Below are 23,096 nucleotides of genomic sequence, written 5' to 3'. Positions count from 1 at the left end.
GTTTCTTACGCCGGCTCCCCTTGGAAAGCTGGCTGCCGAACCATGTAATCCACCTGGTATAAAATCGTAAGAACGGAAAAGTTTGACATCTAGGTACAAAAATTATACCGCCTCGAGTATGAGGTATGCCCGATGAAAAAGACCGTGACTGGCTGCTCCGTCGAGGAGGCGATGCATTTGCTGGGAGGTCGCTGGCGGCTGCTGATCGTCTCCTACCTGGTCGATGGCCCCCAGCGCTTCAACGAATTGCGGCGGCTGATGCCCGGCATCTCGCAGAGAATGCTGACGCTCGATCTGCGGGCGCTGGAGGAGGCAGGCCTTATCCGGCGCACGGTTTATCCGACTGTTCCGGTGAAGGTCGAATATTCGCTGACGGAGGATGGGACCCGGCTGGAGAAGGTGGTAGCCGTGGTCAAGGAATTTGGACTGTGGCTGAAGGACCGGGATGTGCGGATGAGCGAGGAGCTTCACCAGAGCTCCTAGTATAAATCCCGCCAATCGGGATTTGTTTTTTCGATCAGCTCGACCTTCCATTGGCGATACCAGCGTTTCAACGATTTTTCCCGCTGTATGGCTGAAACGATGTCGGCGTGGTCCTCATACCAGACGAGTCGCGTGCAGCCGTATTTCCACGCGAAGCCAGGCGTTAGAATCCCATTGGGTTACTGTTATTATTCGCCGCTCTTCTATCATCTTCTTCTCTCTCGATAAGTACCTGTTCCCATATGCGATACGTCGTCGAGATCATTTCGTTAAGCTGATCGAAGCTAAATAATTCCAACCCATCATCGGTACGGCGCTGTAGTATCCGAGTTCCATCATCCAATTTTCTAAACTGATAGATGGCCAGGGCTACATTCTGTAAGTCTGGATCAAGAGCCCGCGTGCGCTCATGCATAACGGAAAACGCAAAGCGTCTAGCTTCTTTATTCAAACGCTTGGTAAGGCGATAATCGTGAAAACTGACCTCTGGCTGCTCGCCTACAATTGAAATGTAATCCGGCCAAAAACGTACGGACTGTCCGAAACCAATCGCCCAGTTAGGCATCAAGCGATCGCGCGAGAATACCTGTTCATGCTGAGCAAAATCGTAGAGGGCCTTTGCTACACTTAAATTATGCTCATACTCAGCAGTATGACGGGAATGTTTCTGAATAATCTCGCAAACCTTCTGCCAAGGCGTAGGCTCGGCTCTGCCAAACAGAGGTATTTGACGATTGAGAATATCCGGCTGCGCCCTTCGAACGGGATCATAGGTATGGGGAGGGCGTCCAAACTTATGTTTCTGCAAGAGAACCCATTGGTCGGCGACCGGTAGAACAGCGATCCGCGCGAGGTCAGTTTCAGCCAAACGGCGTGTCTTCATCGGGTTCCCTTTGTGTCGACGATTTTCCAATCGCCAATTTTAAGAACTTGAATCTCTTCTTTGTAACATCGTCCGTGATTCGTAACCCAAGATTTGCATTAATTTTTGAGTTTTCCACAGTATAATGCCAAGGCCCATTTGGCGCGTGCGATAGATCGACCAATTGCCCTGCTGATAAACTAGAGAGGTTCACCATTACCGATCTAATTACTCTTCGTGCAGATTTGTCCGAAATTGGGTCGATCACGAAGCTGGCCCCAGAGACAACGTCATATCTGGAAGCCCTACCTTTAATTGGATTAGCCCCGAACTCTTTGAAGGATTTGTATAAAGCTGGGTGAACCGGGCCGTAAGTCCAAGCCTCAAAGTAACCGCTTACCAGCGGCCTCTCATGTTCGAGTAAGAAAAATGCGTGACAAAAATATATTAGTTTCTGCAGAACAATGTTCGTCACCGGGCGCGCATCTTCCTCTGCGAGCTCTAGAACGTAGTTAGCGATAGCTCTCGGATCATGCATTTTATATATCTTGCGGCAGTCAGCTAAAGATGAGATCGTTCCCTTATACCCTCTCCACAAACCCGTCCAGTACGCGCTTCTGCCCGGCGCGGTCGAATTCGATGGTCAGCTTGTTGCCCTCTATCTCCGAGACGTTGCCGTTGCCGAACTTGATGTGGAAGACGCGGTCGCCGATGGCGAATTTGGAGGGTTCATTGGAGGTGGATTTGACCACCAGTTCGCCGTCGATGGTGCGCACTTTCGGGCCGCTTTCGCCGTAGCCGATGCGCTCGACGGCGTGGCCGGAGCGGCTGCCCCAGTTGTCGCGCGTCGCGTCGTTGCGGTTGGCCTGTGCGCGTTTCCAGCCGGGGGTGGAATAGGCGTTGGCGAAGGGATCGGCCTTGTCGAAGCGTGACTGGCCGTAGCCGCCGCGGCCATACCCGCCATAGGATTGCTCGACTTCGGCGACCTGAACATGCGTTTCCGGCAGCTCGTCAAGGAAGCGGGAGGGGATGGTCGACTGCCAGAGGCCGTGGATGCGGCGGTTGGAGACGAACCAGATGTGGCAGCGGCGCTTGGCGCGGGTGATGCCAACATAGGCGAGGCGGCGCTCTTCCTCGAGGCCGGCACGGCCGCTTTCGTCGAGCGCGCGCTGGTGAGGAAACAGGCCTTCCTCCCAGCCGGGCAGGAAGACCGTGTCGAATTCCAACCCCTTGGCTGAATGCAGCGTCATGATGGAGACGGCGTCGAGATTTTCGTTCTGCTCGGCATCCATGACGAGGGCGACATGCTCGAGGAAGCCACGCATGGATTCGAAACTATCCATGGAGCGAATGAGCTCTTTCAGGTTTTCCAGGCGTCCCGGTGCTTCCGCCGATTTGTCGTTCTTCCACATATCCGTATAGCCGGACTCTTCGAGGATCTGCTCGGCAAGCTCGGTATGCGGCGTATTTTCGAGCAGGCCCTGCCAGCGGCGGAAGGATTGAACGACGTCGAACAGCGCCTTGCGCGCCTTCGGCTTCATCTCGTCCGTTTCGATGATATCGGCCGCTGCCGCCAGCATCGGGATATCGCGCACACGGGCGTAATCGTGCAGGGTGCGCACCGTGGTGTCACCCAGGCCGCGCTTCGGCGTGTTGATGATGCGTTCGAAGGCGAGATCATCGGCCGGCTGGCAGACAAGGCGGAAATAGGCCATGGCGTCGCGGATTTCGAGACGCTCGTAGAAGCGAGGGCCGCCGACGACGCGATAGTTGAGGCCGAGCGTGACGAAGCGGTCTTCGAATTCGCGCATCTGGAAAGAGGCGCGCACGAGGATCGAAATGTCGTTGAGATTGTGCTTGTTGCGCTGCAGCTGCTCGATCTCTTCGCCGATCGCGCGCGCTTCCTCCTCGGAATCCCAGGAGGCGTGCACCTGCACCTTGATGTCGTCGGGGTCGGAGCGATCGGTGAACAGCGTCTTGCCGAGCCGGCCCTCATTATGGGCGATCAGGTGCGCGGCGGCTCCAAGAATATGCTCGGTGGAGCGATAGTTGCGCTCGAGCTTGATGACCTTGGCGCCCGGAAAATCCTTCTCGAAGCGCAGGATGTTGTCCACTTCGGCGCCGCGCCAGCCATAGATCGACTGGTCGTCGTCGCCGACGCAGCAGACGTTCTGTGGCTCACCCTTCTGCCGCTGTGCCAGCAAGCGCAGCCACATGTACTGCGCCGTGTTGGTGTCCTGATATTCGTCGACCAGGATATAGCGGAAGCGCTGGTGGTAATCCTTGAGGATATCAGGATTCTGCCGGAACATATTGATCGGATGCAGCAGGAGATCGCCGAAGTCACAGGCGTTCAGTGTCTTCAGGCGGTTCTGGTAGGCGGCATAGAGTTCGCGACCCTTGCCGTTGGCAAAGGCGCGAGCATCGCCTTCGGGAATATCGGCGGGGCTGAGGCCCTTGTTCTTCCAGGTATCGATCATGCCGGCAAACTGCTTGGCCGGCCAGCGCTTGTCGTCGAGCCCTTCCGCCTGGATCAACTGCTTGATCAGACGGATGACATCATCGGTATCGAGAATGGTGAAGCTGGAGGTGAGGCCGACCAGCTCGGCATGACGGCGCAACAGCTTGACACCGATGGAGTGGAACGTGCCGAGCCAGGGCATGCCTTCGACCGCGCCGCCGACGAGCAGCGCGATACGCTCCTTCATCTCGCGTGCTGCCTTGTTGGTGAAAGTCACGGCGAGGATCTGGCTGGGGAAGGCGCGGTTGGTGGAGAGGATATGGGCGATGCGGGTGGTCAGCACGCGCGTCTTGCCGGTGCCGGCGCCCGCTAACACCAGAACGGGGCCATCAAGCGTTTCCACGGCTTCGGCCTGCTCGGCATTGAGGCCGGAGAGATAGTCGGGTCGTCGGCCGCTATCGCGTGCTGCCATGGCGCGGGCCGCGATACCGCCGCCAATGCTGCCGGAGGCCGGCGCAGAACGGCGCGGTGCCGTGTGCTCCGGCTCCTCGTCAAAGAAGGGAATATCGTCATGTCCAATGGTCATGCCGCCCAATGTAATGATTCTACCCCGAAAGGCAAAAGAAACGGCCCGAAACTAGAACAAAAAGTGCACATTCACAGTGTATAATGCGCGCTGGAAGGTCGTTTTTCATGGCGCATTGGGTATGCGCGACACCCCGATAAAACGTCTCGTTGTCCACGCCAAGATTACAACTTTGTCATAATCTGTGGCAAAACTTGCCGCATATGCTCAAAAACACGATATTGCAGCAAATCGGGCACAATCTTGGATTATAGAGCCGCCTGATCCGATTTTTGGCCCTGGTAAGTGCGCTGGGTGAGAAGGGCCATACAGAAAACCAACGACGCGATTTCATCGCCTCTGACACAACGAGCCGGAGACGTGCATGACCGCCTGGAAGCAGCTTTCCTTGTCTTTTTTCTTGCTGGCAGCCGGCATTGCCGCTGTCGTGGCCTTCGTGCCGAGTGCAGCGGGCCTGCTGCAGAAGGTCGGCGTTCCCGAGACGATCGTGGCGTGGATTGCACCACGCGATGGCGCGGCCGACGGAAAGGCGGAGACGAAAGCGAGTTCCGGCGGACGGCGCGGCCAGAACATACCGCTTGTCGTCACGGAACCTGTGGTCAGCGGCATCGTCAATGATCGCCTGAGCGCGATCGGTACCGGTGATGCCATCCGTTCTGTCGTCGTCATGCCGCAGGCGGCGGGCACGATCCGTGAAATTCTCATCAAATCCGGCGACAGGGTCAAGCAGGGCCAGGTGCTGGCGCGTCTCGACGACGACGAGCAGATCATCGCGCGCGGCCAGGCGGAAGTAGCGCTGAAGAGCGCCGTCGAGAAATCCCAGCTCTATCGCAATATCAAATCCACTGTCTCGCGCATGGATGTGTTCGATGCCGAGATCGTGGAGCAGGGCGCGAAGCTGGCGCTGCAATCGGCGGAGCTGGCTCTGAAGCGCCGCGATGTCGTCGCGCCGATCGACGGCATTGTCGGTATCGTGCCTGTCGTCGTCGGCGACAACGTCACGACGGCAACCAACATCGTCATGCTGGACGACCGTTCGGAAATCCTGGTGGATTACTGGGTGCCGGAACGCTTTGCAAACACCGTCAAGGTAGACCAGCCGGTGGAAGCGACGTCGGTGGCGCTGCCGGGGCGAGCATTCACAGGCGCCGTCGAGGCCGTCGACAATCGCGTCGATGGCACGAGCCGGACGCTGCGCGTGCGCGCCCGCATCGACAATGCCTCCGATGAATTGCGCGCCGGCATGTCCTTCAATGTCGGCATGCGCTTTGCTGGCGAGACCTATCCTTCCGTCGATCCGCTTGCCGTGCAATGGGATGGCGCGGGTGCGCATGTCTGGCGCGTTGTCGACGGCAAGTCCTCAAAGGTGCGCGTCAGCATCGTGCAGCGCAATCCGGATGCCGTTCTTGTCAGGGGCGATCTTCACAATGGCGACCTCATCGTCGTCGAGGGATTGCAGCGCGTGACCGAAGGCGGGGAGGTTCGCTTCGCCCGCGATGTCGCTCAGGCCAGTGAGGTCATCACCCAATGATGACCGATGGCAATGATACGGTGGATGCCGGCTCGGCTGCGGCCAAGCAGTCCTTTACCGCGCTTTTCGTCCGCCGGCCGATCCTTGCGCTGGTCTTCAACACGCTTCTGGTCGTTGCCGGTCTTGCCGCCTATTTCGGCGTCGAGGTGCGCGAATTGCCCGATGTCGACCGTCCGGTCGTCACGGTCAGAACCGTATTCGATGGTGCGTCGCCGCAGACGGTTGATCAGGAGCTGACAAAGATCATCGAAGGGGCGGTCGCTCGTGTCAGCGGTCTGAAATCGGTCTCCTCCAGCTCGTCCTTCGGGCAGAGCCGTGTAACGCTTGAGTTTTCGGATGCGACGGACCTTTCGGTCGCCGCCAACGATGTTCGCGACGCCATCGGCCGTATCGCCGAACAATTGCCGGATCAGGCCGATGCGCCGCAGATCGTCAAGGCGGATTCGGATTCGCAGCCGATCATGCGCCTTGCCGTCACGTCGACGACGCTGACGATGGACGACCTGACGCAGCTGGTCGACAAGGAAATCAGGGATAGGCTCGCTTCCGTCGAGGGCGTTGCCGATGTCGAGCTTTATGGCGACCAGGAAAAGATCTTCCGCATCGACGTCTACCAGGCGGCTCTTGCGGGCAGGGGCCTGACGATCGGCGACCTGACGACGGCGCTTGCGACCGCCGCGCTCGACGTGCCGGCCGGATCGCTGAAGAGCGCGCGCCAGGATATCGTCGTGCGCGCCACGGCAGCGCTGCAGACGCCGGAGGATTTTTCCCGGCTGATCATTAAGGATCGCGTGCGGCTCTCCGATGTCGCGACCGTGACGCTCGGACCGCGGGACGGCACGACCGCATTGCGCTCCAACGGCGTGCAGGGCGTCGGCCTCGGCATCATCCGCCAGGCGCAGTCGAACACGCTGAATATCTCCGAGGGCGTGAAGGCCGTCGTCGCGCAGCTCTCCAAATCGCTGCCCGAGGGCACCCGCATCGCCATTACCAGCGATGATGCCGTGTTTATTCAGGGAGCGATCCATGAAGTCGTGCTGGCACTGGTGCTTTCCGCATTGATCGTGACCGTCGTCATCTATCTTTTCCTGCGCGACTGGCGGGCGACGCTGATCCCGGTCGTCACCATGCCGGTGGCACTCATCGGCACGCTGGCCGCGCTCTACATGGTCGGCTTCTCGGTCAATATTCTCACGCTGCTGGCAATCGTGCTTGCGACCGGCCTCGTGGTCGACGATGCGATCGTCGTGCTGGAGAATATCGTGCGGCGCAGGGCCGAGAAGATCGGGCCGCGCGCTGCCGCCGTGCTTGGCACGCGCGAAGTCTTCTTCGCCGTCATTGCGACAACGGCCACGCTTGCCGCCGTGTTCATTCCGCTGTCCTTCCTGCCGGGGCAGGTGGGCGGTCTGTTCCGCGAATTCGGCTTCGTGCTTGCCTTCTCCGTCGGCCTCTCGTCGATCGTTGCGCTGACGCTCTGCCCGATGCTCGCTGCGCGGATGCTGACCAAGGAGATGCGCGAGGAGCACGGAGCGCTCGGTCGCTTCGGTGAGCTTTTTTCCAGTGTCTATCGTCGCACGTTGCGCGCCTGTCTCAACACGCCTTTTGTCGTCATCGTGTTCTGCGTCATGTTTGCGGTTGCCGCTGTTTTCGCGTTCATCAACGTCAGAAGCGAACTGACGCCGAATGAAGACCGCGCGATGGTCATGCTGCGTCTCACCACGCCGCAAGGCGCCGGTCTCGATTACACCAAGGATCAATTGCAGCGCGTCGAAGAGCGGCTGCAGCCGCTGATGAAGAGTGGCGACATCCGGAATATCTATGCGATTTCAGGCATGAACAGCCAGAAGAACAGCGGTTTCATGGTGCTGACGCTGGCGCCCTGGAGCGAGCGCCATCGCACGCAGCAGGACATCGTTGCGGATATCAATCGCGCCATGGCCGGGGTGCCTGCCCTTCGCGGCAATGTCATTCAGGCCAACAGCCTGCGCATCCGAGGCGCCGGCAGTGGCGTGCAGATGGCCCTTATCGGCAACAATCACGAAGCGCTGACCGAAGCTGCGCTGAAGCTGGTGCAGGAACTCGACAAAACAGGTCAATTCGACACGCCGCGGCTGAACAACGAGCCGACGCAGGCCCAGGTCTCCGTCACCATCGATCGTGAGCGCGCTTCCGATCTCGGGGTCGATATCACGGGTCTTTCGGTCGCGCTGCAGTCGCTGCTGGAAGGGCGCTCCGTCGTCGACGTATTCGTCGCCGGTGAATCCTATCCAGTGCTTTTGACCTCCACGATGCGGCCGATCGACGATCCCACCGATCTCGAAAACGTCTTCCTGAAGACCGGCGACGGCAAGATCGTGCCGATGTCTGTCATCGCGTCGCTGAAGGAGAATGCCGTTGCGCCGCAGCTGACCCGTGAGCAGCAGCTGGCTTCGGTCGCGATCACCGCCGGTCTAAAGAATGGCATGTCGCTCGGGCAAGCGGTCGAGGAAGTCACCCGCATCGCGACGCCGCTCCTGCCGCCGGGTTCGCGGTTGATGCCGCTCGCCGAAGCGGCAACGCTGGAAGAAAATTCCAGCGGCATGATGCTGACCTTTGGCTTTGCCATCGTCATCATCTTCCTGGTGCTGGCTGCGCAGTTCGAAAGCGTGCTGTCGTCGGTCATCATCATGTCCACCGTGCCGCTCGGCCTTGCCTGCGCCGTCTTTGCGCTCGTCATCACCGGGTCTAGCCTCAACATCTACAGCCAGATCGGCCTGGTGTTGCTTGTCGGTGTCATGGCGAAGAACGGCATCCTGATCGTCGAATTCGCCAATCAGCTGCGCGACAAGGGAGAAGGTGTGCGTGAGGCGATAGAAAAGGCCTGCGCGTTGCGCCTGCGGCCGGTCATGATGACGATGATCGCTACCATCCTCGGCGGCGTGCCACTCGTCTTTGCGGAGGGCGCGGGTGCGGAAGCGCGCGTCGCGCTCGGATGGGTGATCGTTGGCGGTCTGGGGTTTGCGACCCTGGTCACGCTCTACATCACGCCGGTCGCCTATCTCTTGATCGCCCGCTTTGCAAAACCGCAGACGCATGAAGAGCAGCGGCTGCATGACGAGATGTCGGACGCTGCGCTGCGCGCGAAGCTCACCAGTCTTCGCGCGGCGGAGTAGGCCGGAGCGGGCCGGTTGCGCCCGTTGCAGGCGTTGCGCTTATTTATGGTAAATCAGCCGTATCGTTTAGCGCTTTTTTAAGCATGTTTGCTAATCATAGCGGTATGTAACCGCTGGAGCGCAGGCGTTGTTTTTGCCTCGCTTCCCCGTTCGCCGACACGCTCGGCCCGCGCGCATGAGCGCCCGCGGCAAGGTTTCAATGTCTCCTTGTATTTGTTGCGTATTGTTGCGTCCGGAGTTCATGTGCCGTGAGTATTTTTTCGACCTTCATCAGGGTCAATCCCTCTGTGAATACAGCGCTGGAAGTGCTGAGGGACACCCAGACCAAACTGGGTAATGCCGAACGACAGATGTCGTCGGGCCTGCGGGTTCAGTCGGCCAGAGACAATGCCACATATTGGAAAATCTCGACTTTGACGCATACGGACATCGGCGCGATTTCGTCGGTTCAGGATGCGCTTGGTCTCGCAGCTTCGACGGTCAGCACCGCCTCCACGGGTGTTAGCAGCGCGATCGACGTCGTGACGGAAATCAGGACGAAGCTCGTCAGCGCCTATGAGACCAGCGTCGACAAGACGAAGCTCAATGACGAGATCACCGAGCTCAAGCAGCAGCTGCGCACTGTAGGGGAGTCGGCGACCTTCAACGGTGTCAACTGGATTGTGTTGCGTGACGGCGCCGATCCGACCGATCCGCACGAAGTGCCGGGCTCCCTGATCCGAGGCAGCAACGGTACGGTTTCGATCGGCATGTTGAGCTATGCGGGCGTGAGTTCGACGAGCGGCCCGATCACCTCGGTCGATGCGCGTTATCTGATCGATGACCAGTCAAGCGGCACGGGCGGATATGGCGTGCTGACGTCGACGTCCTTCGCGACAGAGGCCGGGGCTGCCAAGAATTATGTGCTCGTCAGCAGCCAGAACGGCAATACGAGCGGCCAGGTGGAAATCTCGCTCGATGCGAACACGACCCGGGGCGCGATCGTGGACATGGTCAACACCGTGACGGGGATGCTGAACCAGCTCAAGACGATCGGGTCCGCCTTCGGCTCCCTCGAATCGCGTATCAGTCTTCAGACCGAATTCGCCAAGAACCTCACCGATTCGCTGACCAGCGGCGTCGGCAAGCTTGTGGATGCCGATATGGAGCAACAATCGAGCAAGGTTCTGGCGCTGCAGGCTCAGCAGCAGCTCGGGGTGCAATCCCTGGCGATTGCCAATGCGAGCTACAATACGGTTCTGCAACTCTTCCAGAATCACTGATTGCCGGCGGGGCGCCGCTGAATTTGATGGGGCCGGCAAATGGGCGGCTCCATACTTCCGGATGCGTCGACTTCGTCGAAAAGCTTCACCGATAGGCTATGCACAGGGGACAAAGGTCTGGATAAGATTTCTCTTCATGATATTGCCGCAATGCTTCATATCTGCTGCGGCCATCGAACCGGAGAGCGATGATTCTATGATCAAGAAAATTGCCATTCTTGCCCTAGCGGCAGGTTTTTTGAACGCATGCACCACCACCGATCCCTATACGGGTGAGCAGAAAGTTTCCAACACGGCGGGCGGTGCAGCGATCGGTGCCGGTGTTGGCGCCGTTGCCGGTCTTCTGATCGGCCATTCGCCGGCCTCGCGCCGCAATGCCGCGCTGATCGGCGCAGGCGTCGGTGCGCTCGCGGGTGCGGGCATCGGCAATTACATGGACCAGCAGGAATCCGAGCTGCGCGCGCAGCTGCAGGGCACCGGCGTTTCGGTGACACGCGTCGGCGACCGCATCATCCTCAACATGCCGTCGGCCATCACCTTCGATATCGACCAGGATGCGATCAAGCCGGAATTCTTCGCTACGCTGAATTCCGTAGCGATCGTTCTGCGCAAGTTCAACCGCACGCTGATCGACGTCAACGGCCATACGGATTCGACGGGCAGCCTGCAGCATAACCAGGATCTGTCTGAGCGCCGCGCCGGATCGGTTGCCTCCTACCTCGGCAGCCAGGGCATCGACCAGCGCCGCATGTCGGCCATCGGCTTCGGCCCGTCGCAGCCGGTTGCAACGAATGCTAACGAGGCTGGCCGCGCCCAGAACCGTCGCGTCGAGATCCAGATCGCACCGATCACGCAGAACGGCTAAGCCTTCTCAACAAAACGGCCGGGTCTCACGATCCGGCCGTTCTCTCTGCGCGTCCGATCACGCATGCATGCTTGCGCCCTTCGTGATCTTGTCGACGGTTTTCTTGTCCGCGCGCAAGGCGATGCCGACGACCTTGGCGTCTTCGGGCGCGAATTCGGAAAAGACGGCACGGTTTGCGACGTCATGGCCGGTCGCAAACATTTCCTCGATAAAAATGGAAGAGGTCACGCCACGTTCGAGCGAGCGGCGATGAATGGCGGCGATATTCTCCTGATCGGCAGACAGAACGATGACCGGCTGGATCGACAATGCGTTGTAGACGTTGCCGGCACGATCGCGATAGGGTTCGCCGATGATGTCGGGATGTTGCCCGGCGATGCCTGTCGACAGGAAGGCAGTTACGTTCAGCTTTTGCCAGGATTGAAGGTCGCTTCGCAAAACGATCGCGATTTTGGTATCGAACATCGATGGTCACTTTCATGCAGTCTGGGAATGGGACATTGCGCGACGATGTAGCCGGACAGATCTTCGAGGGTCTTGAACGTTTGTGCGTGACGCCGGAGGCCAACCGCATCCTGTCTGCGCCGGCCTATCCGGGTATCGAACGCATCCAGGCGCAATTCCGGGGCGATGCCTTCGATCTGCACCGGCACGATACGTATGCGCTTGGCGTCACCATGCGGGGCGTGCAGACGTTCCGCTATCGCGGCGAGCAGCGCTACAGCCTCCCGGGGCGGGTGATCATCCTTCATCCGGACGAGCTGCATGATGGCGGGGCGGCGACTGAGGACGGCCTGGTCTATCGCATGCTGTATCTGGAACCCTCGGTTCTGTTTCAATGCCTTGAGGCGGCCCGCGTCGGACTGCCTTTTGTCGATGATCCGATCGTCCGGGATGATCGGCTCGCCGGGCTGTTGCTGGCGGCCCTTGGCGAGCTCGATCGCGAACTCGATGATCTCTTCGTCGACGATTTCGTCTCTCGCCTCACGGACGGCCTCGTCCGGCATGCTCGTTTGCCGCAACGACCTTTGGGCAGCATTGCGTGGGGGCAGGTGAAGGTAGCACGCGATTATCTCGAGGCGAATAGCATGCAGGATGTGAGATCCCAGGAGCTGGAGCGCATCACCGGCCTTGATCGCTTTGCGCTTGCACGGCATTTCCGTGCGGCCTTTGCTACCAGTCCGCACCGGTTCTTGCTGATGCGGCGGCTGCAGCAGGCGAAGGCGATGATCGGCGTGGGCGAGCCGATTGCAGAGGTTGCCGCCGCAACCGGGTTTGCCGATCAGAGCCATCTGACCCGGCATTTCAAGAAGGCGTTCGGCATCGCACCGGGCGCATGGCGCAACATGGTGCGGGGAGCGGGATAGCGGCTCCGCCGGTCTTCAGTGAAGGCCGAGGAACTGCTTGAGTTCCGGCGTTTGCGGATTGGCGAAGACTTCGCCGGGCGGTCCGATTTCGTGCACGCGGCCTTGATGCATGAAGACGACGCGTGAGCAGACGTCCCGCGCGAATTTCATCTCGTGGGTCACCATCAGCAACGTCATGCCTTCGCTTGCCAGTTCGCGGACAACAGCGAGAACCTCGGCGACCAGCTCCGGATCCAGGGCGGAGGTGATTTCGTCGCAGAGCAGTGCGATCGGCTGCATGGCGAGTGCTCTTGCGATGGCGACGCGCTGCTGCTGGCCGCCGGAGAGTTCATCCGGATAGGCGTCGAACTTGTGCCCGAGGCCGACACGATCGAGCATTCGCCGCGCCATGGCTTCGGCGTCGGCCCTGGTGGTCTTCTTGACGACCATCTGCGAGAGCATGACGTTGCGTCCCGCGCTTAGATGCGGGAAGAGATTGAATTGCTGGAAGATCATGCCAACCTTCAGCCGCAGCGCCTTCAGGTGCAGGTCATCGGGCAGGAGCTGTGCACCTGCGACCGAGATCGAGCCGTCATTGATCGTTTCCAGCCCGTTGATGCAGCGCAGCAGCGTCGATTTTCCCGAACCGCTCTTGCCGATGATGGCGATGACCTCGCCGGGCTCGACATCGAGGTTGATGCCTTTGAGGACCTCGTTGGCGCCGAAGCTCTTGCGGACTTCAGTGATTTCGATGAGCGACATTGAGCTTCCTCTCCAGGATCTGGCTGCTTTTCGACAGCGGCCAGCACAGGGCGAAATAGATGAGCGCGACGAAGCCGTAGACGGTGAAGGGCTGGAAGGTCGCGTTGGTGATGACGGTGCCGGCCTTCGACAGCTCGACGAAGCCGATGATCGAGGTGAGGGCCGTGCCCTTGACGACCTGCACGGAGAAACCGACCGTCGGCGGCACGGCGATACGCAGTGCCTGGGGCAGGATTACGTGACGCATCTGCTGGATATAGCCCATGCCCAGGCTGGCGGAGGCCTCCCATTGCCCTTTGGCGACTGACTCGACGCAGCCGCGCCAGATTTCGGTAAGGAAGGCAGCCGACCAGATGGTGAGTGCGACGCCGGCAGCCAGCCAGGCCGGCACGTCGATGCCGAAGAGTCCGAGACCGAAGAAGGCAAGAAAGAGCTGCATCAGCAGCGGCGTGCCCTGAAACAGCTCGACGAAATATCTGACGGCGACACGGCCGGCCTTTGCCTTGCCGATGCGCAGGAACAGCAGAATTGCGCCGACGATGGCGCCGCCGGCGAAAGAGACGAGCGAGAGGAGGATCGTCCAGCGCGTCGCCAGCAGCAGGCCGCGCAGAATATCCCAGGTGGTGAACTGGATCATTGGCGAACCCTGCGTGGAAAGATCAACGTGCCTATAGCCGCAAGCGCTTGCCTGAGCAGGATCGCGAGCGCGAGGTAGATCGCCGTCGATACGAAATAGGCTTCGAAGGCGCGGAAGGAGCGCGACTGGATGAAGTTTGCCGCGAAGGTCAGGTCTTCGGCAGCGATCTGCGAGACGACCGAGGAGCCGAGCATAACGATGACGACTTGCGATGACAGTGCCGGCCAGATGCGTTGCAGCGACGGCACGAGGACGACATGCCGGAAGGTTTCGAACCGTGTCATGGCAAGGCTGGCGCCGGCTTCGAATTGGCCGCGGGGTGTCGCCTGGATGCCGGCGCGGATGATCTCGCAGCTATAGGCGCCGAGATTGATGACCATGGCGAGATTGGCGGCGGTCATCTCGTTCATCTGGACGCCGATGCCGGGGAGGCCGAAGAAAATGAAGAAGAGCTGGATCAGAAACGGCGTGTTGCGGATCAGCTCGACATAGATGGCGACGAAGGGCTTGAGCCAGGATGGGCCGAGCGCGCGAGCCCAGGCGCAGGCGATGCCAAGGATGATGCCAAGCACGGCACCGATAAGGGTCAGCTCCACCGTGACGAGAACGCCCTTGACCAGTGTGGGATAGTATTCGGCGAGCCAGCCGAAGTCGAAATGATAACGCATGGGATGAAGCCTCGCTCTGACCGATCACGCCGCCGAACGGCGCGATCGGTCGTGCGTTGATCAGAAGCCGGCCGGCAGGTCGGCGCCCAGCCACTTCTGCGACATCTTGTTGAGCGTCCCATCCACCTTGGCGGCGGCGATGATCTCATCGACTTTTTTCTGCAGCGCCGCTTCGTTCTTGTTCATGCCGATAAAGCAGGGGGAGTTGGTGATGAGGAATTTCATCTCGGGCTTCTTCGGCGGGTTCTTTGCAAGAATCGCTGCCGCGACGACGTTGCCGGTCGCAACCAGCTGGACTTGTCCGGACAGGAAGGCCGAGATGGTGCCGTTATTGTCTTCGTAGCGCTTGATCGTCGCATCCTGCGGCGCGACCTTGGTCAGCGCCAGATCCTCGATCGCGCCACGGGTGACGCCGATCGTCTTGCCGGAAAGGTCTTCCGGCTTGGCAGCTGCCACATCGCCGGGGCCGAAAACGCCGTTGAAGAAGGGCGCATAGGCGTCGGAGAAATCGATAACCTTTTCGCGATCCGGATTCTTGCCGAGGCTTGAAATCACCAGATCAACCTTGTTCGTCTGCAGATAGGGAATGCGGTTGGCGCTGGTGACCGGGACAAGCTCCGTTTTGACGCCGAGTTTTTCGCCGATCAGGTTTGCCATATCGATGTCATAACCCATCGGCGCCATGTCCGTACCGACGCTGCCAAAAGGCGGGAAATCCTGCGGAACGGCGACGCGGAGCGTGCCGCGAGAGGTTATGTCGCTCAGGGTATCCGCCCGAGCTGCGTCGGGGGCGGAAATCGACCCCATCGCGAGCATCGCGATGCCGAGTGCCATGAGCATTTGTCTGCGCTTCATCGAATATCCTTCCAATCGGGCTGTGTGAAAGCTGGAAGGCAAAACGCAAGACCCGTGCCAGTCGCTGCGGCAATGCCGGCACTCCCGTCGATTGCGGATCCAGACCTCCAGATTGTTCATCCCCAATGATCAGTTTATGTCGCGTTCTGCTGAAAAAATGGGCAATTTCTGTCTGCGGTGTTTGCTGATGTCCTTGTCCGCCTGTGTCGCTCAAGTTGGCCTGGATCGAAGCCAGATCAAAGATTGCGAGGTGGGAGGGTGCGACAGTTGCGGTTGACTTTCATCACTGGACAGCGCCGCGCTGATGTCCCATAGAACCGATAAAAGGGTTAACACCCTTCGACGATCGCGATGGGAGATTCGGATTATGGTTCTGGCTGATGCGAAGGCGGGGGCACGTAACGAGGCGGGGATAGCAGCCGTTCTCGGCATTCTCAAACAGGCTTTCGGAGAGCGCTTCCAGACCGGCGAGAGTTTTCGCGCCCAGCACGCTCACACCACGACCTATATCCCATCGCAGCTCCCGGACGGCGTGGTTTTTGCCGAAACGCGGGCAGATGTGCAGACCGTCGTCAAGACATGCGCTGAGCACAAGGTTCCGGTCATTCCCTTCGGCACGGGCTCTTCGCTCGAAGGCCAGGTGAATGCGCCACAGGGCGGCATCTCCATCGATTTCAGCCGCATGAACCGCATTATCGAGGTCAATGCCGAGGATCTGGATTGCACGGTAGAACCTGGCGTCACGCGCGAACAGCTCAATACTTATCTGCGCGACACCGGTCTGTTCTTTCCGATTGATCCGGGTGCCAACGCCTCGATCGGCGGCATGGCATCGACGCGGGCATCGGGCACGAATGCCGTGCGCTATGGCACGATGAAGGACAATGTTCTGTCCGTGACCGTGGTCACCGCCAATGGCGAGGAAATCCGCACCGCTCGACGAGCGAAGAAATCATCCGCCGGTTATGATCTGACGCGACTTTTCGTCGGTGCCGAAGGCACGCTCGGCGTGCTGACCTCGGTCACGCTGCGCCTGCAGGGCATTCCGCAGAAGATCGCCGGCGGCGCCTGTGCTTTTCCTGATGTCAAGTCGGCCTGCGATGCCGTCATCATGACGATCCAGATGGGGGTACCCGTCGCGCGCATCGAATTGCTGGATGCCATGCAGATGCGGGCCTGCAATCGCTATTCCGGCCTGACCTATGATGAGAAGCCGACGCTTTTCCTCGAGTTCCACGGCACCGATGAGACCGTTGCGCTGCAATCGGCGCAATTTGCCGAGATTGCGGCCGAATGCGGTGGCGGCGAATTCCTTTGGACAAGCAATGCGGAGGAGCGCAACAAGCTCTGGAAAGCCCGCCACGATGCCTATTGGGCCTGCCGCGCGCTGGCGCCGGAGCTGGCTGCCCTGTCGACTGATGTCTGCGTGCCGATCTCGCGGCTTGCCGAATGCGTCGCGGAAACCCAGGCCGATATTGAGGCGCACGGCCTGCTGGCACCCATCGTCGGCCATGCCGGTGACGGCAATTTCCATGTGCTCGTCCTGTTCGACGACAAGACCCCGGAAGGGATCGCCGTCGTCGAGAATTTCGTCGCCCGCCTCAATGCGCGTGCGCTTGCCATGGACGGCACATGCACGGGCGAACATGGGATAGGGCAAGGAAAGATGGCATTTCTCGAGCAGGAACTTGGCGATGCGGTCGATCTGATGCGCCAGATCAAGGAGTCGCTCGATCCGGATGCCATTTTCAATCCGGGGAAGATATTCCGCAGGCACTGAAAGATGGAATATTTTCATGATCTTGGCTTGCTACAGGCACGAATGACGCTAGGCTGCAGCCGCACTTTCCGGTTTTTGTCATGAAAAGCCACATGCATGCGCTAGATGGGTGGCATACCTCTTAAAAAGAGCTGCTGTCATCGGCAGGGATCGGGTAGAACTGTGCATATTCTAGGTTATGCCGTGTATGCGCTCTGATAAGCGACACCTGCATATGTTGGGAATGAAGATTGGAGACGATACGCGTTGTTAGGTAAGGTCCTGGTTTTTCTGGGTGGATTGCTCGTGGTGGTGCTGTTCGTGGCGCTGCTCGCTCCGCTCTTCATAGACTGGACCGATTTTCGCAAGAATTTCGAGGATCAGGCGAGCCGCATCATCGGCAAGAAGGTGACCGTTCACGGCACCGTGGATGCCCGCCTCCTGCCGTTCCCGTCGGTGACGCTGCACGATGTCCGTGTCGGCCAGGAACCTGATGGCACGCCGCTGGTGCAGATCGCCGAATTCTCCATGGATGCGGAGCTTGCGCCTTTCCTTTCCGGTGAAGCGCTGATCTTCGACATGCGGGTATCCAAGCCCAAGGTGCGGCTGCGGCTGCTGAAGGATGGCACACTCGACTGGATGCGTGGTAGCCAGCCGGAAATTCCTGCAAAATCCGTAGTGCTCGAAAGCGTTCATGTCGAAGACGGCGATATTCTCTTCATCGACGAGCAAACGGGCAGGACCCGGCATGTTACGGGCCTGAACGCCCAGATGTCGGCAAGATCGCTTGCCGGTCCATGGCGCATCGAGGGCGATGCGGCGCTCGACAATGAGCATGGCAATTTCACTGTTTCCAGCAGCCAGCCCGATGACAACGGCGTCCTGCGCGTTCGCACCCGGCTGATGCCGGATCGCCATCCACTTAATGTCGATCTCGACGGCGAGTTGAAACTGGTCAACAGCAAGCCCGATTACATGGGTTCCTTCACGGCCGGAGTCAACGACAAACAAGCCCATGATTCAGCCGATCAGAAGGCGCAGCCCCGCATCAAGGGCCGTTTCGAGCTGACGAATGATCGCATTCGCGTTCCCGAGTACCGTCTCGAAGTCGGCGCCGATGACGATCCCTATGTCGTGACCGGCGAGGCGACGCTGGACACGGGTTCCAAGCCGGAATTCCTGTTGACGGCCGACGGGCAACAGATCGACGTCAACCGTCTCGGCAGCAACAAGGGCACCAACGGTAAGACCAATCGCAACCCGGCAATTTCGGCGCGGCAACGCTTGAACAGTCTGATTGCGATCGCTGCCGAAATCCCCGTGCCACAGGTTCCGGGCAAGGCGACCTTTCGGCTGCCGGCGATCGTGGCAGGCGACACGACCATACGCGACGTGCAGCTCGATCTCGAGCCGGCGGGAACGGGATGGAAGATCGATCATGCGATCGGCATGATGCCTGGACGCACGCAGGTCGAGGCGCGGGGCAATCTCATGCTGCGCGGCGAGCCGAATTTCATCGGCAATCTGGTCGTCGCGTCGAACCAGCCCTCAGGGTTGGCATCATGGCTTGTAGGGTCCGTCGATCCGTCGATCCGGCAGCTGCGCCAGGCCGGATTCTCCGCCGATGTCAGCCTGCAGCATGACGAGCAGCGCTTTGAAAACCTTGAGATCGCCATTGGTTCGGCCACGCTGAAAGGTCGGATCGATCGCCAGAGCGGGACGGACAAGGCCCCGCCAAAGCTTGCCGTCGACCTGATCGGCGATGCCCTCGACCTTGACGCGCTGAGGGCACTGACCGGGCTCTTTACCGGCCAGGATGCCGGGGAATCCCTCTTCGATCACCGGATCACGGCGCATCTGCAGGCCGGAAAATTCATGGCTTTCGGCGTGCCGGCCGATAATGTCGATACCTCATTTTCCGTCGCCGACGGTGCTCTGACGCTCGACAAGCTTTCGGTGCGCAACGTTGCCGGAGCCGAAATCACCGCAACCGGCCGCGCCGACGGTTCGCCTTCCGACTACAAGGGATCGGGCGAGATCACCTTCAAGGCCGCCGATCCGGGGCCGTTCTTCGAAATGCTGCGCCAGCATCTGCCGCATCATCCCGTCATGGACCGGTTGGTGCGCAATGCCGCATGGTATGGAAACACTGCGCTTCGCGGCGCAGTGACGCTCGGCGGCGATCAGGACAACGCGCTGACGGTGACGCTAGCCGGCGTTTCCAACGGCAGCCGCGTCAATTTCGATTATCGCATGTCCGATCTTTCGGCTTTCACGGGCAAGGGCACCACGACCCTAGAAGGAACGCTGGAAAATTCGGTGACGTCGATCCTGTTCGGCCAGGCGGGTCTCGATCCGTTGCCCGTCGAAGCCGATGCCAATGGTCGTCTGACGCTAAAAGTGTCTGCAAGCGGTACCGATCCGGCGGATGCCGCTCTCACCTTTGCGACCGACAAGACGTCGTTTACCGCAAACGGCAAGGTGGATGTCCGTCCCGCCACCTTCCTCAATGGTAACATAGCGCTATCGCTCGAAAGTGCCGACATCGATCCTTATTTCGTAATGAACGGTATCGGCATTCCGCAGATGGGCGCCGGCTTGCCGGTCAAGTTCCAGGCCAATGCCGCGCTGAACCCGGACAAGATCGTGTTTTCGGACATGAAGGGGCTGTTTGCCGACAACAACATGTCCGGTACACTGACCATCGATCGGAAAGCACCGAATCTCAAGGCATCAGGCGAATTGTCGCTCGACAAGGCGGATCTCGATTGGCTGGCGGAAGCCATCTACGGGCCGATGAGCGATCCGAAAACGGGGGCTCTCAATCAGGATAAGCTCGGCCTGCCAGCTTTCAGCGGGATGGATATCGGCGTCAAGCTTTCCGCAAAACAGGTATGGCCCGGCATATTCGGTCCCATTTCGAATTTCACCGCCAATGTAACCTATAAGGGCGAAGAATTGCGGCTTAACGATCTGACGGGCGGCTGGAATGGCGGCACGCTGACCGGAAGCGCGATGTTCGCCAATTCCGACGGTACCGGCCTGCTGCAGACGAAGCTCAGCCTCGCCAATGGTGATCTTGCAGCGGTCGCCTGGCAGCGCGACGGAGCGCCGCTTGCCACAGGTCGCTTCGGTCTTGCGATGAATGCCGAGGCAAGCGGCAAGAGCATTGCCGACCTTGCGGCCAATGCCAGCGGCTCGGGCGAAATGAAGCTTGGCGAGACGCATGTGCGTGGCCTCAATCTCTCGGTTCTGCCTCCGCTCCTTTCGGCGACGGATCAGATCCAGGGCGATATCACCGCCGCCAAGGTGCTGCCGATCGTGCAGACGTTGCTCAACAATGGCGAAGCGGTCCTTCCGGCCACGACCATACCCTTCAACATCTCCGCGGGCGTGGCGCGGGCTACGAATATTGCCGCGAGCAACGATCTGGCAAAACTTTCGGGCAATGCTGAAATCAGTCTGCCGGATGAGCGTATGCGCGGCTCTCTCGGCATCGATTTCAATGCCGGCGTCGAAGCGCTGAGCGGGGCGGAGCCGGCCTTGCGCCTCGATTTTGCCGGACCGCTGGCTGCACCTGGTCGGACAATGGACGTAACAGATGTGACCAGCTTCCTGTCGGTCCGGGCATTCGAGCGTGAACGCCGGCGTGTCGAGCGCCTGCAGGCCAATGTGCTTGAGAAGCAACGGCTGCGGCGTGAGGTAGCGCTTTACAAATATGCGGCAGGCGTGCGCGAGGCCCAGCGCCAGCGCGATGCCGCCATCGAGCAGCAGCGCCGTGCGGAAGAGGAACGGTTACGCGATTTAGCCCGGCAGGCGGCGGCGCAGAAGCAGGCGGAGGAAGACGCACGCGCCAAGCAGGCAGCGGAGGAAGCAGTCAAGGCCAAGGCGGCGGCTGACGCGCGAACCAAGGCGGAAGCTCAGCATCCGCTCAATAGTCCTGCTCCGCAAACGACGGCACCTTTGAACTTCAATGAATTACCGGGAGTTGCCCAGTAGGCTGGGCAATTGCGAACCGATCCGTATCGAATGAAGTAAGCGTACTCGCGAGGTTGCCGCAAGCCCCGTGCTAGAGCCTTTCCGCTTTTCTTCGAATCGCGAAAACACTCTATCCTTTTGTTTTTACGCAATTCCGGACGGAAAACCGCTACGCACTTTTCCTGGAATTGCTCTAGCAGATCAATTGCGATCTTTCAGCCATTTGAGGACATAGAGGCGGAGCGCGGAGGAGAGATTGCTGCCGGCTTCGCGTCCGTCATCGATCTCGGAGATTAGCGCTGCGAGCGACATGCCGCGCGCGTTGGCGATAGCCTTCAGTTCTGTCCAGAAGGCATCTTCAAGGGAAAAGCTTGTGCGATGGCCATGCAGCGTCGCGGAATGTTTACGGATCATCGGCGGATCGATCAAAAATCGGAAATGGTGGGATATTTCTGAAAGTGATTCAAAATGCGGAAGTAAGCAACTGATTTCTGAAGTTTTTTATCTCGGGGTCTAAACTAGTCTTCGGTCTTCTTGGTCTCGATTCGCCCAGCCTCGTGCGTCTTTGCGGCCTTTTCGTTAAGTGTCGTCGTCAGCTTCTTCTCGGCCTTGGTTCGCCCGAAAGCGATACGGTTCTGCTCCGCCTGCTTTTCTTTGTCCGAGCGGGCCTGCTTCTTGCGAAACTGGCGCAGATTGACGATTTCGGCGCTCATCGATCTCTTCCATTGCCGATATGAAAAGGGGGAAGCGAATGCTTCCCCCCCAATGCCTACTGCTTCTTGCGGAATGCGTCGAGAGAGACGACCGATCCCGGCTTCTTTTCTTCGCCTTCCTTGGCTGCTGCCGTCGGCGCCTCTTCGCCTTCGACCGGCACCGGATAGGCGGTTATCTCGCTGGAGGAGGTCTCTTCTTCTTCGTCGGCCAGCGGTACGTCGAATTCCAGCTCGAAATTTACGGAAGGGTCATAGAAGCCGCGGATGGCGTTAAAGGGCACGACCAGCTTTTCAGGAACGTCGGAGAACGAGAGGCCGATCTCGAATTGGCTTTCGCTGATCTTCAGATCCCAGAACTGGTGCTGGATGACGATGGTCATCTGCTCGGGATACTTCGCCTTCAGGTGCTGCGAAATGCGCACGCCGGGGGCTCCAGTCAGAAAAGTGATGAAGAAATGGTGGTCACCGGGCAGGCGGCCTGTAGCGCCGACCTCGGTCAGCACCTTGCGGATCACTCCACGCAGGGCGTCCTGTGCCAAAATGTCGTAGCGGATATGATCCTGCCCCATGCTTTCCTGTCTTTCGTTGGCCATGTTTTTTATAGGCTTATGCCACGCTGAACGCCGCCGGAAAAGCCCTATGCGCGAGTCACCGCATGTCGATCTATAATATAGCACTGGAGAAGAAGGTGAAGGCTTCTGTTGCCAGGTGCCTTCGAACCCCGCCTAAGAGTGCGACCCCTTAGGACTTTATTTGAAGTGTCACACCGCGATTAAGCAGCGAGACGAGCTTCCGCATAGTTGTCGTTTGCAACTACAATTTTAGCCCGATAACGGCGGTACAATGCCGAGCGAAAAGTCGATCTTTACACCCTTGTCGATCCTGTTTCGCCCCCATCAAAAGCCGGTCTGACGCCAGTCTTGCCGGCCGGTTTTTGGTGGAGGCGCCGGGTACCGCCCCCGGGTCCAATAGGTTTATTACACCGCTCATTTATCGCCATAGCCGGCCCGAAGACCGGCAAGGGTGATATAGTGTTTTCCGCAGGCGAAGGGAAGGGCAATTGTCATAAATGCTTCGCGGAAACATCGGTTTGTCTATGAGGCCGCAAGATTTGCCTGAATTACGTTTCGCCGCGGTTGGTTTCGTATCGGCTTGTCATTAAAATCGCGAAAAAGG

Annotated in this window: 19 protein-coding genes, 1 other RNA gene and 1 pseudogene; 8 read left to right on the top strand and 13 right to left on the bottom strand. The window is 59.4% G+C overall.

The window, feature by feature from the left end:
- Positions 1-132 precede the first annotated feature (132 nt).
- A complete protein-coding gene (locus AC13Q5_RS07130) occupies positions 133-483 on the top strand; it encodes a winged helix-turn-helix transcriptional regulator (RefSeq protein ID WP_075850887.1) in 351 nt (116 codons plus the stop codon).
- Here the strand turns inward: AC13Q5_RS07130 and AC13Q5_RS07125 are convergent.
- From AC13Q5_RS07125 to AC13Q5_RS07110, 4 genes and pseudogenes are all read right to left on the bottom strand, one after another.
- Positions 480-647, bottom strand: a pseudogene (locus AC13Q5_RS07125) (GIY-YIG nuclease family protein); the annotation flags it as partial. The gene AC13Q5_RS07130 and the pseudogene AC13Q5_RS07125 overlap by 4 nt on opposite strands.
- Positions 647-1,366 (bottom strand): type VI toxin-antitoxin system SocB family DNA replication inhibitor toxin, encoded by a 720-nt coding sequence (socB, locus tag AC13Q5_RS07120; RefSeq protein ID WP_488501261.1) that lies wholly within the window; start codon positions 1,364-1,366, stop codon positions 647-649. The gene socB and the pseudogene AC13Q5_RS07125, both read right to left, overlap by 1 nt.
- Positions 1,344-1,883, bottom strand: coding sequence for a type VI toxin-antitoxin system SocA family antitoxin (gene socA / locus AC13Q5_RS07115; protein WP_488501260.1), 540 nt, complete (start codon positions 1,881-1,883; stop codon positions 1,344-1,346). Before socA ends, socB begins: the two co-directional genes overlap by 23 nt.
- Before the next feature lie 43 nt (positions 1,884-1,926).
- The gene (locus AC13Q5_RS07110) at positions 1,927-4,392 is read right to left on the bottom strand and encodes an ATP-dependent helicase (protein ID WP_488501259.1); all 2,466 of its coding nucleotides are present in this window, start codon (positions 4,390-4,392) and stop codon (positions 1,927-1,929) included.
- Positions 4,393-4,756: 364 nt separating this feature from the next.
- Between AC13Q5_RS07110 and AC13Q5_RS07105 the strand changes: the two genes are divergently transcribed.
- The 4 genes from AC13Q5_RS07105 (at position 4,757) to AC13Q5_RS07090 (ending at position 11,202) form a co-directional block, all read left to right on the top strand.
- On the top strand, positions 4,757-5,923 hold the full coding sequence (locus AC13Q5_RS07105) for an efflux RND transporter periplasmic adaptor subunit (RefSeq protein WP_488501258.1): 1,167 nt from the start codon (positions 4,757-4,759) through the stop codon (positions 5,921-5,923).
- Complete coding sequence (locus AC13Q5_RS07100; protein WP_488501257.1) at positions 5,920-9,075, top strand: efflux RND transporter permease subunit; 3,156 nt, start codon at positions 5,920-5,922, stop codon at positions 9,073-9,075. The genes AC13Q5_RS07105 and AC13Q5_RS07100 overlap by 4 nt, the downstream gene beginning before the upstream one ends.
- A 248-nt stretch (positions 9,076-9,323) precedes the next feature.
- Entirely contained in the window at positions 9,324-10,337 is a 1,014-nt protein-coding gene (locus AC13Q5_RS07095) for a flagellin N-terminal helical domain-containing protein (RefSeq protein ID WP_457881844.1), read from the top strand.
- Between the two features lie 196 nt (positions 10,338-10,533).
- Positions 10,534-11,202: a YiaD family glycine zipper/OmpA-like lipoprotein gene (locus AC13Q5_RS07090; protein WP_075851843.1), complete on the top strand. Its 669-nt coding sequence runs from the start codon at positions 10,534-10,536 to the stop codon at positions 11,200-11,202.
- Positions 11,203-11,259: 57 nt separating this feature from the next.
- Here the strand turns inward: AC13Q5_RS07090 and AC13Q5_RS07085 are convergent, their stop codons facing one another.
- Positions 11,260-11,667, bottom strand: a complete 408-nt coding sequence (locus AC13Q5_RS07085; RefSeq protein ID WP_075850881.1) for a DUF2000 family protein — start codon at positions 11,665-11,667, stop codon at positions 11,260-11,262.
- A 14-nt stretch (positions 11,668-11,681) separates the two neighbouring features.
- On the opposite strand from AC13Q5_RS07085, the gene AC13Q5_RS07080 reads away from it, so the two are divergent.
- On the top strand, positions 11,682-12,569 hold the full coding sequence (locus tag AC13Q5_RS07080; RefSeq protein ID WP_075851842.1) for an AraC family transcriptional regulator: 888 nt from the start codon (positions 11,682-11,684) through the stop codon (positions 12,567-12,569).
- Between the two features lie 15 nt (positions 12,570-12,584).
- On the opposite strand, the gene AC13Q5_RS07075 is transcribed toward AC13Q5_RS07080, so the two are convergent.
- The 4 genes from AC13Q5_RS07075 to AC13Q5_RS07060 are packed head-to-tail and all read right to left on the bottom strand — an operon-like array spanning position 12,585 to position 15,449.
- Positions 12,585-13,310, bottom strand: a complete 726-nt coding sequence (locus tag AC13Q5_RS07075; protein ID WP_488501256.1) for an amino acid ABC transporter ATP-binding protein — start codon at positions 13,308-13,310, stop codon at positions 12,585-12,587.
- On the bottom strand, positions 13,288-13,947 hold the full coding sequence (locus tag AC13Q5_RS07070) for an amino acid ABC transporter permease (RefSeq protein ID WP_488501255.1): 660 nt from the start codon (positions 13,945-13,947) through the stop codon (positions 13,288-13,290). The genes AC13Q5_RS07075 and AC13Q5_RS07070 overlap by 23 nt, the downstream gene beginning before the upstream one ends.
- The gene (locus AC13Q5_RS07065; RefSeq protein ID WP_488501254.1) at positions 13,944-14,615 is read right to left on the bottom strand and encodes an amino acid ABC transporter permease; all 672 of its coding nucleotides are present in this window, start codon (positions 14,613-14,615) and stop codon (positions 13,944-13,946) included. The genes AC13Q5_RS07070 and AC13Q5_RS07065 overlap by 4 nt, the downstream gene beginning before the upstream one ends.
- A 60-nt stretch (positions 14,616-14,675) precedes the next feature.
- Positions 14,676-15,449, bottom strand: coding sequence for a transporter substrate-binding domain-containing protein (locus AC13Q5_RS07060; protein ID WP_488501626.1), 774 nt, complete (start codon positions 15,447-15,449; stop codon positions 14,676-14,678).
- Positions 15,450-15,837: 388 nt separating this feature from the next.
- On the opposite strand from AC13Q5_RS07060, the gene AC13Q5_RS07055 reads away from it, so the two are divergent.
- Together AC13Q5_RS07055 and AC13Q5_RS07050 are read left to right on the top strand one after the other, a co-directional pair.
- Positions 15,838-17,250 carry an FAD-binding oxidoreductase gene (locus AC13Q5_RS07055; protein ID WP_488501253.1) on the top strand — a complete coding sequence of 471 codons (1,413 nt, stop codon included), beginning with the start codon at positions 15,838-15,840 and terminating at the stop codon, positions 17,248-17,250.
- A gap of 246 nt (positions 17,251-17,496) precedes the next feature.
- Positions 17,497-21,228, top strand: a complete 3,732-nt coding sequence (locus AC13Q5_RS07050; protein WP_488501252.1) for an AsmA family protein — start codon at positions 17,497-17,499, stop codon at positions 21,226-21,228.
- 180 nt (positions 21,229-21,408) lie between these two features.
- Here AC13Q5_RS07050 and AC13Q5_RS07045 read toward each other — a convergent pair whose 3' ends face one another.
- The 4 genes from AC13Q5_RS07045 to ssrA all read right to left on the bottom strand — a co-directional run bounded on the left by AC13Q5_RS07045 (position 21,409) and on the right by ssrA (position 22,978).
- Positions 21,409-21,621 carry a ribbon-helix-helix domain-containing protein gene (locus AC13Q5_RS07045; protein WP_075851841.1) on the bottom strand — a complete coding sequence of 71 codons (213 nt, stop codon included), beginning with the start codon at positions 21,619-21,621 and terminating at the stop codon, positions 21,409-21,411.
- Positions 21,622-21,725: 104 nt separating this feature from the next.
- On the bottom strand, positions 21,726-21,920 hold the full coding sequence (locus AC13Q5_RS07040) for a DUF4169 family protein (RefSeq protein ID WP_075850874.1): 195 nt from the start codon (positions 21,918-21,920) through the stop codon (positions 21,726-21,728).
- 56 nt (positions 21,921-21,976) lie between these two features.
- Positions 21,977-22,489, bottom strand: a complete 513-nt coding sequence (locus tag AC13Q5_RS07035; RefSeq protein WP_075850873.1) for an SspB family protein — start codon at positions 22,487-22,489, stop codon at positions 21,977-21,979.
- Positions 22,490-22,607: 118 nt separating this feature from the next.
- Positions 22,608-22,978, bottom strand: a transfer-messenger RNA (tmRNA) gene (gene ssrA / locus AC13Q5_RS07030).
- Between the last annotated feature and the right edge of the window lie 118 nt (positions 22,979-23,096).

The organism is Martinezella sp. CNPSo 3964, assembly GCF_057784375.1.
Note: the sequence above shows the minus strand (reverse complement) of the source record. Positions and strands in the feature narration are given on the sequence as shown.

What these genes read in the sequence shown, in the direction of transcription:
- AC13Q5_RS07045 (WP_075851841.1), bottom strand. Translation starts at nt 21,621, where the DNA reads ATGATCCGTAAACATTCCGCGACGCTGCATGGCCATCGCACAAGCTTT.
- AC13Q5_RS07040 (WP_075850874.1), bottom strand. Translation starts at nt 21,920, where the DNA reads ATGAGCGCCGAAATCGTCAATCTGCGCCAGTTTCGCAAGAAGCAGGCC.
- AC13Q5_RS07075 (WP_488501256.1), bottom strand. Translation starts at nt 13,310, where the DNA reads ATGTCGCTCATCGAAATCACTGAAGTCCGCAAGAGCTTCGGCGCCAAC.
- AC13Q5_RS07130 (WP_075850887.1), top strand. Translation starts at nt 133, where the DNA reads ATGAAAAAGACCGTGACTGGCTGCTCCGTCGAGGAGGCGATGCATTTG.
- AC13Q5_RS07100 (WP_488501257.1), top strand. Translation starts at nt 5,920, where the DNA reads ATGATGACCGATGGCAATGATACGGTGGATGCCGGCTCGGCTGCGGCC.
- AC13Q5_RS07060 (WP_488501626.1), bottom strand. Translation starts at nt 15,449, where the DNA reads ATGGCACTCGGCATCGCGATGCTCGCGATGGGGTCGATTTCCGCCCCC.
- socB (WP_488501261.1), bottom strand. Translation starts at nt 1,366, where the DNA reads ATGAAGACACGCCGTTTGGCTGAAACTGACCTCGCGCGGATCGCTGTT.
- AC13Q5_RS07065 (WP_488501254.1), bottom strand. Translation starts at nt 14,615, where the DNA reads ATGCGTTATCATTTCGACTTCGGCTGGCTCGCCGAATACTATCCCACA.
- AC13Q5_RS07110 (WP_488501259.1), bottom strand. Translation starts at nt 4,392, where the DNA reads ATGACCATTGGACATGACGATATTCCCTTCTTTGACGAGGAGCCGGAG.
- socA (WP_488501260.1), bottom strand. Translation starts at nt 1,883, where the DNA reads ATGCATGATCCGAGAGCTATCGCTAACTACGTTCTAGAGCTCGCAGAG.
- AC13Q5_RS07085 (WP_075850881.1), bottom strand. Translation starts at nt 11,667, where the DNA reads ATGTTCGATACCAAAATCGCGATCGTTTTGCGAAGCGACCTTCAATCC.
- AC13Q5_RS07070 (WP_488501255.1), bottom strand. Translation starts at nt 13,947, where the DNA reads ATGATCCAGTTCACCACCTGGGATATTCTGCGCGGCCTGCTGCTGGCG.
- AC13Q5_RS07035 (WP_075850873.1), bottom strand. Translation starts at nt 22,489, where the DNA reads ATGGGGCAGGATCATATCCGCTACGACATTTTGGCACAGGACGCCCTG.
- AC13Q5_RS07080 (WP_075851842.1), top strand. Translation starts at nt 11,682, where the DNA reads ATGCAGTCTGGGAATGGGACATTGCGCGACGATGTAGCCGGACAGATC.
- AC13Q5_RS07090 (WP_075851843.1), top strand. Translation starts at nt 10,534, where the DNA reads ATGATCAAGAAAATTGCCATTCTTGCCCTAGCGGCAGGTTTTTTGAAC.
- AC13Q5_RS07055 (WP_488501253.1), top strand. Translation starts at nt 15,838, where the DNA reads ATGGTTCTGGCTGATGCGAAGGCGGGGGCACGTAACGAGGCGGGGATA.
- AC13Q5_RS07105 (WP_488501258.1), top strand. Translation starts at nt 4,757, where the DNA reads ATGACCGCCTGGAAGCAGCTTTCCTTGTCTTTTTTCTTGCTGGCAGCC.